Source organism: Accumulibacter sp. (assembly GCF_029255285.1).
GTDB lineage: Bacteria > Pseudomonadota > Gammaproteobacteria > Burkholderiales > Rhodocyclaceae > Accumulibacter.
Genome location: NZ_JAPUVI010000045.1, coordinates 1 through 13,250, shown reverse-complemented (window position 1 = coordinate 13,250; position 13,250 = coordinate 1). Strand labels below are relative to the sequence as shown.

Below are 13,250 nucleotides of genomic sequence, written 5' to 3'. Positions count from 1 at the left end.
GTTGGCGGTATTCGGCGGCGCTGCGCAGCTTGTTGGCTTTGTCGCGCGCCGCTTCCTCGACGCGCGTCAGCTCTTCGAGGACGGCGAAGGCGCCGACGCGGTCGCCGTCGGCATAGCGTTGCAGCGCCTGGCGTCGTTCGGGGTTCGGCGAGTCGGCGAGGGCGGCGATCAGCCGCCGGTATTCGGCCAGTTCGACGCGGTAGGCCGAGTCGCGCGCGCTGAGTTCGTCGACCAGGCGCTGCCGTTCGTTGGTCAGCGCGCGCAGTTCGTTGCCCAGGCGGGCCGTCTCGGCCGCGCTCTGGTTCTGCTGCGCGAGCGCGCGCCGAAATTGTTTGTCGCGCTGTTCGAGTCCGGCGAGCAGGGTCGCTTCGCGTTCCAGGCTGCGCCGCTGACTCGCCGCGAGCGACGCGGCACGATCGAGGACGAGGCGCTCGGTCAGTTCGCGCACTTGCGCGTCGCGATCGGTTTCGATGCCCGGCGCCGGCGCCACCGTTGCACCCGCGGCAGTCGCCGCGCGCGCCGGCGGCGCGGAGGTCGCGCCGGTGACGACGATCAGGCCGCCGAGTGCCACCGCGAAGGTCGCGACACCAGGGCCTGGCCGGCGGCGCGTGACGCCTGGCGGGCGGGTTTCAGCGGTCGCCGTCGATGGCGTAGGCATGCTTGAGTCTCCCGAAGAAGGCGAACGACGAGCGGCGGGTGTGGGGTGAAGCGGAAGAACGGGCAGACTGGCGATCGAGCAGCGACCCGCGACCACCAACCAAGGACTGACGAGCGGCCCGTAACCCGCTCGCCGACCGCCCGCTCCGGCTACCCCATCCGGGAGCCTTTGGCCAGCCGCCAAACCCCTACCGGCAAACCATATTGACGCGCCGGGGCCTTGTCAAGCCAGCGTCGCCCTCGACGGCACTTTGCCGACCATTCCCCCTCATGTGACCCCGCGTCGCAGCTCCGGAGCGCCAGCCTCGGCAAACCGAATTGCCGCGGCAGCTTCCTCAGTCACGCCGCAGCCGCCGTGCACCGGGCCGAGGCCAGGCTCGAACGGATCGAACGCCTGGCGGCGCGGCTATCCCCGCTGCGTCGACATCGGCGTCGTTACTATGGGTGCGGGTGCCCAACGCGCCGTTGCGAGCGCGTTCACGCCCATCGGCCGCGTCGGACGCTTTCTCCGGCAAGCTCGCTACCGCGCTGGCAAGGCATACGGCGCCGTCGCCTTGGCTTGCAGGCGGTAGGCCGACCGTCCCCACGAGCTGTCGCCGGCGGCGACTTTGAGGATGCCGCTGACCCACATCGGATCCATGGTCTGCACGTTCTTGAGTGGTTTGTCGGAGACCACGTGGATGATCTGGTTGGCCGGTGGCGGCGGAACGTGAATGCAGGCGCCGAAGTAGGGAACGAGCAGGAACTCGCTCACTTCGTCCTTCACACGTTCGAGAGGAATCACGAAGCCGGCGATGCGGACGGCGGCACCGTTGAGGGACGTGACGACGGGTGCATTGGCCCAGAGGTCGCGCATCCGGGCGAGCGCGTCCATGGCGCGCGGGTCGCCATCCTGCATCTTCGCCAGGTCGACACCTTTGAAGGCGTCGGCGGGGTTCCAGTTTGGAGGAACCAGTTCCTCCCATTTGACTTCACGAAAATCGGATGCCGGTTTGGCGGGCGTGCCGCGGAGACGTTCGCCTACCTTGTAGGGGGTGCCCGTCGGGTCTGCGGCCAGCGCCGATGCGCCGGCAACGAGCAGCAAGCAGGAAAACAGGAGCGAGCAGGAGCGACGAGTGTGCATGGTCAGGTCCTTGGGGTCAGGCCGTCGATCAGCGACAGGCGATAGGCGCGCCAGCCCGGCAGGAGACTGGCGACACTGCCGGCGAGCAGGATCCAGCCGAGCAGCGCGGCGAGAGACGTGACATCGTCGCCAGAGAGCTTCAGGCCATTGAGCGCGATGCCATAGTGGGCGGCGATCCAGGGCGTGGCCAAGACAAGGAGTGCGGACAACAGCGCGACACCCACCACGATTCCCCCGACAGTCACGGAAAAGCCTTCGAGAGCCAACAGGAACAGAAGTTCTCGCGGCCGCGCGCCCACCGAACGCAGGATCGCCAGTTCGCGCCGGCGGGCATCCAGGCTGGCGAGGATCACGGCGACCAGCCCGCCCAGCCCGACCAGGGCGACCATCCACGAAATCAGTAGCAGCGCCTGCTCGCCCTGGCCCACGAGCTCCCAGAACTGGTCTAGAGTCACTCCCGGCATGACGCCCATCAGCGCTTCATCGCTGTCGTCGGCGATCGCGCGCTGCATGGCGAAGACGTCGCCACGCTGTTTCAGGCCGATGAGTTGTGCGGTAATGGTCTTCGGTGTGAGATCGAACTTCCTGACCAGTGCGGGCGGTATCGAGAACCCGGGTACTGGCGCGCCGCCCTGCCAATCGAGATGAATGGCCTCCATACCGGGCAAAGGGATATGCACGGTGCGATCCACCGGCGTACCGGTGGGCGCCAGGATGCCGACGACAAAGAACGGCTTGTCGGCGTGGGCGGCACCTTCCAAGCCGCTGCCGCCATGGGCCAACACGATCTTTTCGCCGAGTCGATAACCCAATTTGCGGGCGACTTCGGCACCCAGCACAGCGTCGAAAATGCCGTCGAACGGCTTGCCGGCCTGCATCCGCAGCGGCTGGCGATCGCCGTAGCGAAAGTGTGTGAAGTAGTCGGCGGAGGTGCCGAGCACCGGAAAGCCGCGATGCGAGTCGCCGAGCGAAAGCGGGATGCTCCAGGCGACGGCCGGATGATTGGCCAGTTTTTGTGCCGAGGTCCAGCGCATGTTCTGGGTTGCCTCGCCGATGCGGAAAACCGCGTACAGCATCAGCTGGACAGGACTGGCGCGCGCGCCGACGAGCAGATCGGTACCCGAGACCGACTGCGAGAAGCTCTCGCGCACATCGTGACGAAGCCGTTCGACGCCCACCAGCAAGCTGGTCGCCAGGGCGATCGAGAGCAGGGTGAAACCCAAGGTGTAGCGCCGGTTCCAGGCGCTGCGCACGGCCAGTACGATCAGATAGTGCATGCCGTTTCTCCATGACTTGCCCGGTTGAGCGTCGGCAATGCCAGGTCGTGTACAAAGTGCGACGCCAGGCGACGGTCGTGACTGACGAACAGCACGGTGGACCCGGCAGCGTTCGCCTCACGCAAGAGCAGATCGAGAAAGACTTCCTGCCGCCCGGCATCGAGCGCGGAAGTGGGTTCGTCGGCGATCAGCAGTTCGGGATGGCCGATCAGCGCGCGCGCCGCCGCGACGCGCTGTTGCTGTCCCACCGAGAGATCGGTTGCCGGACGCCGCCACAGGTCGCGCGCCAGATCGAGATGGCCCAGCAAGCGTTCCGCTTCGCCGCGCAGCGAGGCGCCGCCCGCTTGCGCCCGCTCACGTCGCCTTGCCGAGAAACGGCAGGGCAGCAGAACGTTATCGATCACCGGCAGGTAGGGAACGAGATTGAACTGCTGGAAGACGAAGCCGATGTGGTCGGCGCGCCGCCGATCGCGCTGTGTCGACCGCAGGCGCCCCAGATCCTCGCCCAGGAGTTCGATACGGCCGTTTTCGGGTGCCAGTACGCCACCGATCAGGCTGAGCAAGGTGCTCTTGCCGCAGCCGCTCGGTCCATGCAAGAAGGCGTGCTCGCCGCGCTGCAGGCGTAGCGCGGGCAGATCCAGGCAAACGGCGTCCTGGCGAGGCCAGCGGAAGATCAGATCCGTGATGGCGAAGACCGTTTCGCTGTTCATGATCGGGCTACCAGTGCAATGCCTTGGCTTTGGGCGACAGTGTGGCCGCCGATTGTCGCTTCACGGTAAGCACTTGCGCGCGGATTTGCCGGTAACCGGGGAAAGCGTCGAACAGTTTCACCTCCAGGCCTTGCAGCGCCGCAGGTTGTGCGCAACGAAAGACGAATTCGGCATCCAGCTCGGCGTGCGCGGGCTTGGCGCCGGGTTGCGGCGCACGCGCCGGGGCCGGTGCGGGACTCGCCGCGGCAACCGGGGCCTCGCCGAGGAGCACGGGGTCGAGGACCGCGGATTCCAGCTTGATTTTTTCGAGCTTGCAGCCGGCGCCGGGCGTGGGCACGAACAGCTTGTCCGCCTGGCGTAGCTGGCTCGCCAGGCGGCGTACCTTGTCCAGTTCCTTGTCGCCCTTGGGCGCCCGCTCGAAACCCAGAAGACTGTCGAGCGGCGATTCGAGCGCGATGCGCAACGTATCCTTATCAACGTCGACGTTGAGTTCGGCGACCCCGTGAACGTGGGCTTTTTCCGCGTGTGCGACAGCACTGACGATGGGCAAGGCGGCGGCAAATGCAAGAAGGGTGCGAGAGAGCATGGAAGATCCTTGTGGTGGAGTTTATGTGAAGAACGGCGGACGGGTCGACGATGAATGGTCGGGGGCATCCGGGTGGAAAAAATCCGAGCCTTGGCGTGGCGACGATCGACATCGTTGACCCCGTCTACCCCAGCGGAGCAGAGAGCGCCTAGTCCGATCCATGGATTATCATGCCCCTCTTGGCGCTAGCCGCGTGCCAGAGCAATGCCACGACGACCAGGACCCAGACGATGACCGGCCCGCTCGGCAGGTCGAGCGCGGTCGATAGCATCAAGCCCGTCGCGTAGGCGACGACGCCAAGCAGCCACGCCGTCGGCAGGCGCCTGCGCACCATTCGGCGTGTCGCCAGCGGCGGCACGATGAGGGTCGCGAATACCAGATACAGTCCGACGAGTTGAACCGACAGGGTGACGGCCACCGCGAACAAGGCGTAGAAGCCAAGCTGCCCAAGCCGCTCGCGAGCAGCGAACCAGAGCAACAGAATCAGTCCGTAAGCGGCCGCCACCCAGAGCAGGCGGGCTGGTTGCACCCACAGGATCTGTCCGACGAGAAGATCGCGCAAGTGCTCGCTGCCATGGACGTTGCTTGCCAGCAGCAACACGCTGCCCGTGGCAGCGAGCACGAAGGTCACGCCGATTACCGCTTCCTGCACATCGGGCCAGGCCTTTTCCGTCCAGGTGAGCAGCAGGGCGCCGGCAAGCGCCGCGCAGAGTGCGGCCACCTGTACCGCCGCGCCCGTCGGTTCGAAACCGAGTTGATCGGCAAGCAGCACGCCGCAACCGGCAATCTGCGCGATCGCCAGGTCGATGAAGACGATGCCGCGGGCGAGCACCTGCATGCCGAGCGGCACGTGCGTCGCCGTCACCAGCAGGCCGGCGGCGAACGCCGGCAACAGGATGGAGGCTTCGGTGCTACCGAAGTCGAAGCTCATTGCGCCCCCTTCAGCAGGCGCTGGATCGTGTCCTCGAAGAGGCCGAACAGATCCTTGGCGGCTTCGTTGCCGCCGACGGTGAATGGCAAGACCACAACTTCGATCCTGGCCCGCTCGGCAATCCACCGCGACGCACGGTCGCTCTGATAGGCGGCACGCAGGACCATCTTCACAGGCGGCTGTTGCAGCTTGGCGAGCACTGCCGAGAGGTGAGCGGTGGTCGGTTCGACGCCCGGCTTCGGCTCGAGGGCGGCGATCTGTTTCAGCCCAAGCCAGTCCTCGAGGTAGGCGAACGCCTTGTGCTGCACGAGGATCGGCACGCCCCGCAGGGGTTCGGCCTGCCTTTCCCAATTGGCGATCGCCGTGCTCCAGCGGCCGGAGAACGCCTTGTGGCGCGTCTGGTAGGCAGCGGCATTGGCCGGATCGAGTTCGGCGAGCCGCGCCGCCAGCGGCGCTGCCACGCGTGCGATGTTGCGCGCATCGCTCTGGATGTGTGGATTGCCGCCGGGATGCACGTCGCCCTCGGCACGATCGAGGCGATCCGGTTTCTCCAACATCCGCACGTACGGCGCTGCTTCGAAATAGCCCGCTTTCCCCGGCAGTACCCGGGCATTTCCAGACTGCCGCAGCACCAGCGGCAACCAGCCGGTTTCCAGTTCGGCGCCGGTCGCGACAACGAGGTCGGCCGTGCGTGCACGGGCGATCAGGCTCGGTCGAGCTTCGATGCGATGCGGATCCTGCAGGGCGTTGGTCGCCGTGTAGACTTTGACCTTGTCACCACCCAGTTCTTCGACCAATGCGCCCCATTCGGGTACGCTGGCGAAGACGTTCAACACCGCCGGCGCCGGTGTCGCGCAGGCGGCAAGGATCATCGCCGCCAGGGTTTGTAGAAGACGATTCATGTGAGGCCTTTCGAGTTTCTCAGTATTTATGCGCGGCGTGCGCACCCAGAGTCAGGATGTATTGCAGAAAAACCTGATTGTCGGTCAGGTCGGGCAGGAGCTTGCTCTGCTGCGCCTGCAGGCGGAAGCGGCCGAACTCGGAGGTCGTGTAGTCGATCATCGCCGCGTAGCGCTTCGGATTGAAGCCGGACGAGTCGAGGTAGGCGGCATTGCTGCCGTAGTCCGGACGGCCGGTTGCGAGCTGGTCGTAGCGAACGCCGAACCGCCACTGCGGCATGAACTGGTAGACGCTCTGCAGGTACCAGCCGCTCTGTCGCGACGCGTAGCTGGAGTCGTTGGTCAGACCGAGCGCGCCGTCGCGATCGTAGGTCAGGTCGCCGCTCTCCTTGCGCCAGAAGTACTCGCCTTGCAGTTTGAAATTGGTGTTCTGCGCGTTGCCGTTGGGTGCGTACTTCCAGACGAAGTCGGCGATTGCCAACTGGCTTTTGCCGCTGAAAGCCATTTGCGAATCGACGCCGGCCGCGTCGACCTGCACGTACTCGCGATCCCGCGGCTTCAGGCCGAGATACGACACGCCGGCACGCCAACTGTGGCTGGCGCCGATGTCACCGCCGGCGTGCGCGTACATGGCATAGTTGCCGACGCCGTTGCGGTTGCGCTCAGTGCCTGGAAAGTTCGCGCCGTCACCGATCTCGGCACCCAGTTCGAGATAGGTGTCGGTCGGCGCCACCCATTTCAGTTGCAGGCCGTCACTGCGGAACTGGCCACCAAGAAACGCCTGGTACGGCAGCGGCGCGTCGTAGAAATCCCAGCCGTGCTGGTGCTGGTCGTTGAGGTAGCCGATGCTGGACAGAAAGCGTCCGAACTTCGGCCTGAAGCCACCGGGTAGGGCGGTCAACACCCCGTAGGCTTCTTCGACCTCGACGCTGTTGTCAGGAGAAAGCGACAGAATCAGGTTGGCGTAGATCTTGTCGTCGACGTTGGCGCTGAATCCCAACTCGGACTCCGCGATGCTGAATCCGCGCTTGGCGGGTGCTATGTCGCCGCTCGGAACGAAGCCGTGGATCGCGTATTTGTTGGGGTCCTGCGACAGGTTGGCATAGACGCCCTGCAGTACCGCGTAGATGGCCGGATTGAAAGCGCTGGCCGAAGTCATTGCCGTGGCCTTCGGCGCGGCTTCCGCGGCGCTCTGTCCTACGCCGGCTTCCGTCCTCGCCGCCGTTTTTTCGGCCTTGATGGCGGTCTTCTCGGCCTCGGCGAGGCGGTTTTCGAGCGCGGCTATGCGCTGCTCGTAAGTCTCCTTCATTTGTTTGACCTGGGCGCGGATCTCGGCCAGATCGGCGTCGTTGGCGGCGTGAGCCGGAAAGGTAAAGCACAGTGCCGCAACCAACGCGGCGGAAACGGGGGTACGCATGATGACTCCTCAAGATGGCAGAACGCCTCCCTTGACAGGGATTGCTGGCGAATCGACGACTCCGATGGGGCGATCAGGCGGCGGGAGGGGCGCGCGCGCGCGGCGGGCTGAGCCTCGCCGCGCGGGCGAGCCAGGCTTCTTCAACCGGCGGTGCGAGGTGGAGCAATGGTCCGTCGACGACCGTGGCGGGTGTCGGCAGCGGATAGTCAAGATTGTGCGCGGCCAGGCAGAACATGCAGGCATGGCTACTGCCCTCGTCGGCGTCGGGCTTGAGATGATCGACGAAGTGGAACAAGGCTGCCGACTGCGCCAGCACCAGCAGCAATACGAGAACGGCGGCTCGCAGGTGCTTCATCGACTGCGGGTCGCCGCCGTCACCGCACAGGGCGTCGGTTTCTTCACTGATCGCCAGCTCGCGGTCATCGAGCGACGCCGCGGTGCTCATCGCCGTACCCGACCTCAACTCGAGCAATGCCCCCGCCGGCGCGCGGTGCGCGCACCTGCCCGACGAATTCGCAGCGAAGGCGTGTCGTTTCCATAGGCGTTTCGGTAGGGTAGGCGACCGCTGTCAGCATGGCCGCTCATTCAAGCACAAGCCAAACAGAAGCGCAACTCAGTTGCAAAAAGGCCCGTCGTCTTCGACCGACAGTGTCTCTTGTCGGCGGTAGCCGCAGGCATCGTGGAAAACCATTCTTTGGCGAACCCGACCGAAGGCTTGGCATGCCTGAGGAATCGCTTTCGAGCGTTGCCGCCGGCCTTTCGCCGAACCGCCGAACAGGTTGTCAATGCGAATGATTCGCATATACAATCAAGGTCGTCGATCATGGTTGTGGGCAATTCCGCGTCTCGGGCCTTATCCGGCGAAGCATGGCGCTCAGTTCACGCTTGTTCGCGTGCCGACCCACGGCGACGTACCGGAAGAAAGGAAGCCGATTTCATGAATTCCACGGACTTGATCACCCTGTTTGAGCTGCCCACCGGCCAGGAAGCGACGGTAGGCAGCCGACCTCTCGCCGCTGACGGCGAGAAGTCAGACCGCGAGTTGTCCCTGCGCCTGTTCGAGATCGGCTTCATCGACGGCGAGCGGGTGTGCGTCGTCGCGCGCGGCCATCCCGGTGGCGATCCCGTCGCCGTACGGGTCGGCAACACGATGTTCGCCTTGCGCCGCTTCGAGGCCGAGCGCGTGCTGGTCGCGCCGCTCGGGGGCGTGGCATGAGCACGGCGAAAGGAACGTTGCGGCTGGCTCTGCTCGGCAATCCGAATTGCGGCAAGACGGCGCTCTTCAACCTGCTGACCGGCAGCCGGCAAAAGGTCGCCAACTATCCCGGCGTCACCGTGGATCGCAAGGAAGGGCAACTGACGACGCCGTCAGGCAAACAGTTTCGCGTACTCGATCTGCCCGGCGCCTACAGTCTCAACGCGGTCAGCATCGACGAGGAGATCACGCGCGATGTCGTGCTGGGCATGCTCGGAGGCGAGGCGCGTCCCGACTTGCTGGTCTGCGTGAGCGACGCGACCAATCTCAAGCTCAACCTGCGGCTCGTTCTCGAGGTCAAGCGTCTTGGCCTGCCGATGGTCCTGGCACTGAACATGACCGACCTGGCGAGCAAACGCGGTATCGAGATCGACGTGCCGGGGCTGGCCCGCGAACTGGGCGTGCCGGTCGTCCGCACGATCGCCGTCAAGCGTGGCGGGGCGAGCGAGCTGATCGGCCAGCTCGAGGCTTTGCTGCTCGATGACGTACCGCGCCCGTCCGTCTGGTTGCCGCCCGATGTCGCCGACGTCACCGCCACGCAACGCGAAGTGCGGCGCATTCTTGCCGCGACGGTGCGCGAGCCGGAGCTCGACACGCGCCTCGACGAGCGGATCGATCGCGTCGTCCTGCACCCGGTCTGGGGAATGCTGATCCTCGCGGCAACGCTGTTTCTGATGTTTCAGGCGGTGTTCAGCTGGGCCAGCGTGCCGATGGACCTGATCAAGAGCGGCGTCCAGGCGTTCGGCGTTTTTCTCACCGAACAGATGCCGGACACCATCCTGCGCAGCCTGCTGGTCGATGGCATCGTCGCCGGCGTTGGCAGCGTGCTCGTTTTTCTGCCGCAGATCCTGATCCTCTTCCTGTTCATTCTGGCTCTCGAGGATTCGGGCTACCTGCCGCGTGCCGCCTTCCTGCTCGATCGGCTGATGGGGACCGTCGGCCTGTCGGGCCGCTCGTTCATTCCCCTGCTGTCGAGCTTCGCCTGCGCCGTCCCCGGCATCATGGCCGCGCGCACCATCGCCAACTGGCGCGATCGTCTGGTGACGATCATGATCGCGCCATTGATGACCTGCTCGGCGCGCCTGCCGGTCTACGCCCTGCTCATCGGAGCGTTCATTCCGCAGAGCACGGTGGCCGGCGTTTTCAACTTGCAGGGGCTGGTTCTTTTCTGCCTCTACGTGGCTGGCGTGGTCAGCGCCATGGCCGTCGCCGGCGTGCTCAAGTGGTCGGTCGCCAAGGGACTGCCGCATCCGCTGATGCTCGAGCTGCCGTCCTACCGCTGGCCGCATGGCCGCAATCTGCTCCTTGGCCTCGTCGAACGAGCAGGGATCTTCCTCCGGCGCGTCGGCAACATCATTCTTGCGCTGATGGTCGTGCTGTGGTTCCTGTCGTCGTTCCCGGCGGCGCCCGACGGCGCCGCCGGCCCGGCGATCCAGTACAGCTATGCCGGCATGCTCGGCCAGGCGCTCGAAGTGATCTTCGCGCCAATTGGCTTCAACTGGCAGATCTCGATCGCACTGGTCCCCGGCATGGCGGCGAGAGAGGTCGCCGTCGGTGCCCTCGGCACGGTCTACGCGCTGTCGGCAACCGGCGACGACGTGGCCGCACAACTGGCGCCGATGCTGGCCGCCGGCTGGTCGCTGCCGACGGCTTTCTCGCTCCTCGCCTGGTACGTCTTCTCGCCGCAATGCTTATCCACGCTGGCGGTCGTCAAGCGCGAAACCAACTCCTGGCGTTACCCGCTGCTGATGGCCGGCTACCTGTTTGCCCTGGCTTATGGCGCGGCATTCGTGACCTATCGCGTCGCCCTGATGCTCACGGCAGGCTGACATGCTGTTCGAGGAACTGCTTACCTATGCGGCAGTTGCCGGCGCCGTGACGTACTCGGCATGGCGACTCGTTCCGGGCAATCTGCGGCTTACGCTGGCCGTACGCTGGGCGACCCTAGCCCGCCGTTCGGGACTCGCGGAAAGCACCGCCGAAGCGATTCGTCGGCGCGCCTTTGGCAGCGGGGGGCAGGCTTGCGGAGCTTGCACCGGCTGCGGCAACCGGCCGACGGCAGCCAGCCATGTCGTAACAATCAGGCCGAATCCCGGGGTGAAGCCGCAGCCACTTCAGTCAGCGCCGGCTCGCGGTCCGTTGGGAGAGCAGCGAGGCGGCGAGCCCGAGTCCCAGAAGGGCGAGGGTGCCCGCTTCCGGGACCGTCGATCGGAGCGGCGGCGCGACGAGGGCGACGCCATAGCTGTCCGCGCGGCCGAGTTCGAAGTCCCAATCGGTGGCCACGCGGAAGCTGCCTTCATGGAACTTGAAGGCGATATCCGCCACCAGGTCGCCGAGCAGGGAGCTGCGGTAGTAGAGATCGAGCAGCAGGCGATCGCTGAGATCTATCCAATATTCGGCGCCGCCGCTCCGACCAAGCATGTCTGCGCTGCCGGCGAGATATCCCTCGATGTAGACGTCCACGCGGCCTGAGTAGGCTTCTTCGGCCGTGGTCCACCGAAACTGGGGGAGCCCCGCACGATGCAGGTCAGGCAGTCCCGGACCCGCGACGTCGACGAAGAACGCGTTGATGAAGGTGGGGTCGAGTTCGAGGCGGGTGGCATTGTCCGTTGGCGTGAAAACCCGGCCCTGCCGCGCCTCGCCCGGCTGAGGATTGCCGACCTTCTCCTGCTTGACCTCGGCGATGTTCCCGTCGGACCCAAGGTAGATCGTCGCTTTCTTGCGTCCCTTGTCGGCCGCGTCGAGTCCCTTTGCGACCTCCAGAAGAAGCTTGCCGGACCCGGCGGTGCCATCGATGATGAGGTTCTTCTTGGTGGCGTCATCATCGACTGGCGCGGGGCGCTCATCGCCTCGCGCGAGGTCGCCGCCCTTCAGGTTGTCGTAGGCAAACAGGATGCGCTTGTCCGCGAAGCCCGCTCCAATGAGGCCCTGGTAGAGCTGGTAGGCGCCCGCGCCCGCGGCGCGATTGTAGTTGTACCAGACCAGTGAATGACTCTTTTCGTCAAGCCCGACGGTGGACTGGTTGCCGGCCGCCGAAAACTGCAGTCTCGATGTCTTCGCGCCCGGCTGGTCGTAGTCGCCACTCTTGGCGGCGTCGTAAAGCTGTTGCACCGTGCTCTTGGGATTGGACAGCAACTGCTTGATCCAGATGGCTTCCCAGCCATGAATCCACTTGTCGGGGTCGGTCTGAGACTTGAGCCCTGCGAAGCGTTCGTAAACGCTCGAGTCAGTCTCCGCAAACCGCTCGACCTTCGACTGGTCGCGCGAAGTCGTGATGCTCCACTTGCCGGCGTCGTCCTTGAGTTTGGCGCCGATCTCGGTGGCGAAACCGCCGGACAGGCAGGCCGAGACGACCACCGTGAGATCGTCGAACTTTCCGCTCAGCGCTTTCTTGATGGATTCGGCCAACTGATAGTCGAACACTTTCTCGTCGTTGGGCGCCTGGAGGTAGGAATGCGTTTCGGTCACGGCCTCGGCCAGCGCATCCGGCACCGCGAGGCCAAGACCCAGGACCATCAAGGCGCGCGCCAGTCGGGCAAGTCCGGGTCCGCGCCTCGGCCAGCGGCTTGCGCGCCCGTCCTGTGTCGCCGGTTGCTCCTCGAACCCGGGCAGGTGAACGTCGCCGGTCGACTGCCGGCCCGCAGAAGCGAGCTGCGAGCGCGGGTCGCCGCCGTCGGGAGGGGACGAAAAGGATGACATTGAATGTGCCTCCATGGACGTGCTCGAACCCAGCAAGACCGCGGCCGTGACGGGGCAACGGAAATGGCCCCGCTTGTGTGGACAGGAAAGTCTTTTGAGTGCCGCGCTGCCGGTTGCGGTCGAGTGGCCGGTGTTGCGGTTGCTGTTGACGTTCCGGGATCTTATACGAAACGAATAGCGCCCAGTGGCGCTTTCCCGCCCCCGTCCGCCTGCCGGGATCGCCTCGCGCCGAGCCCCTGAACCGTGGGCCGTACCGGCGGCCAGGTGCCCGCCTATAATGGCCGTGGGCGAAACAGGAAAGACACAAGGGGGGAACCATGCCGCGTCTGGTGATCCGCCACCGGGGCGCCGAATCGGGCGGCGCTTTCGAAGTTCAGCGCGTCGATGGCCGGGGCGCCAAGACGGCGCCGGCGGTGCCAGTGGACGATCCGCTGTCGCGCGCGCTGCCGGATACCGCGGCCCGCCTCGGCGAAGAACTCGTCTGGTACCTCGAAAGCTACCTCGACTATCCCTACGGCCCCAACCAGAATCGCGCCGAGCGCGTGCAGGCGGCGCTGCAGTGCTGGGGCGAGGAGACCTTCACGACCCTGTTCGGGCAGGGTCAGGCGCGCGACCATTACCGCGATGCGACGCGCCACGGCCACGGCGAACTGCAACTGGCGATCGTCAGCGACACGCCGCGCGTTCTCTCCTGGC

Annotated in this window: 11 protein-coding genes and 2 pseudogenes; 3 read left to right on the top strand and 10 right to left on the bottom strand. The window is 65.6% G+C overall.

Annotated features, from left to right (window positions below; all coding sequences use genetic code 11):
• The 9 genes and pseudogenes from Q1M07_RS06925 to Q1M07_RS06885 form a co-directional block, all read right to left on the bottom strand.
• Positions 1-658 (bottom strand): annotated as a pseudogene (locus Q1M07_RS06925) (hypothetical protein); the annotation flags it as partial.
• Between the two features lie 519 nt (positions 659-1,177).
• Positions 1,178-1,780 (bottom strand): DUF3299 domain-containing protein, encoded by a 603-nt coding sequence (locus Q1M07_RS06920; protein WP_300452394.1) that lies wholly within the window; start codon positions 1,778-1,780, stop codon positions 1,178-1,180.
• 2 nt (positions 1,781-1,782) lie between these two features.
• The gene (locus tag Q1M07_RS06915) at positions 1,783-3,057 is read right to left on the bottom strand and encodes an ABC transporter permease (protein ID WP_300452392.1); all 1,275 of its coding nucleotides are present in this window, start codon (positions 3,055-3,057) and stop codon (positions 1,783-1,785) included.
• Positions 3,045-3,767, bottom strand: a complete 723-nt coding sequence (locus Q1M07_RS06910) for an ABC transporter ATP-binding protein (protein ID WP_300452390.1) — start codon at positions 3,765-3,767, stop codon at positions 3,045-3,047. The genes Q1M07_RS06915 and Q1M07_RS06910 overlap by 13 nt, the downstream gene beginning before the upstream one ends.
• Before the next feature lie 7 nt (positions 3,768-3,774).
• Positions 3,775-4,353: a DUF2796 domain-containing protein gene (locus tag Q1M07_RS06905; protein WP_300452388.1), complete on the bottom strand. Its 579-nt coding sequence runs from the start codon at positions 4,351-4,353 to the stop codon at positions 3,775-3,777.
• Positions 4,354-4,501: 148 nt separating this feature from the next.
• Positions 4,502-5,284 carry a metal ABC transporter permease gene (locus Q1M07_RS06900; protein ID WP_300452386.1) on the bottom strand — a complete coding sequence of 261 codons (783 nt, stop codon included), beginning with the start codon at positions 5,282-5,284 and terminating at the stop codon, positions 4,502-4,504.
• On the bottom strand, positions 5,281-6,186 hold the full coding sequence (locus tag Q1M07_RS06895; RefSeq protein ID WP_300452384.1) for a zinc ABC transporter substrate-binding protein: 906 nt from the start codon (positions 6,184-6,186) through the stop codon (positions 5,281-5,283). The genes Q1M07_RS06900 and Q1M07_RS06895 overlap by 4 nt, the downstream gene beginning before the upstream one ends.
• 19 nt (positions 6,187-6,205) lie before the next feature.
• A complete protein-coding gene (locus Q1M07_RS06890) occupies positions 6,206-7,600 on the bottom strand; it encodes a carbohydrate porin (protein ID WP_300452382.1) in 1,395 nt (464 codons plus the stop codon).
• 73 nt (positions 7,601-7,673) lie between these two features.
• Positions 7,674-8,072, bottom strand: a complete 399-nt coding sequence (locus Q1M07_RS06885) for a hypothetical protein (RefSeq protein WP_300452380.1) — start codon at positions 8,070-8,072, stop codon at positions 7,674-7,676.
• 465 nt (positions 8,073-8,537) lie between these two features.
• Here Q1M07_RS06885 and Q1M07_RS06880 point away from each other — a divergent pair, with 465 nt between their 5' ends.
• Together Q1M07_RS06880 and Q1M07_RS06875 are read left to right on the top strand one after the other, a co-directional pair.
• Positions 8,538-8,816 (top strand): FeoA family protein, encoded by a 279-nt coding sequence (locus Q1M07_RS06880; protein WP_300452378.1) that lies wholly within the window; start codon positions 8,538-8,540, stop codon positions 8,814-8,816.
• Positions 8,813-10,684 carry a ferrous iron transporter B gene (locus Q1M07_RS06875; protein WP_300452376.1) on the top strand — a complete coding sequence of 624 codons (1,872 nt, stop codon included), beginning with the start codon at positions 8,813-8,815 and terminating at the stop codon, positions 10,682-10,684. Before Q1M07_RS06880 ends, Q1M07_RS06875 begins: the two co-directional genes overlap by 4 nt.
• 289 nt (positions 10,685-10,973) lie before the next feature.
• Here Q1M07_RS06875 and Q1M07_RS06870 read toward each other — a convergent pair whose 3' ends face one another.
• Positions 10,974-12,371, bottom strand: a complete 1,398-nt coding sequence (locus tag Q1M07_RS06870) for a PEP-CTERM sorting domain-containing protein (RefSeq protein WP_300452396.1) — start codon at positions 12,369-12,371, stop codon at positions 10,974-10,976.
• Positions 12,372-12,871: 500 nt separating this feature from the next.
• Here Q1M07_RS06870 and Q1M07_RS06865 point away from each other — a divergent pair.
• Positions 12,872-13,250, top strand: a pseudogene (locus tag Q1M07_RS06865) (hypothetical protein); the annotation flags it as partial.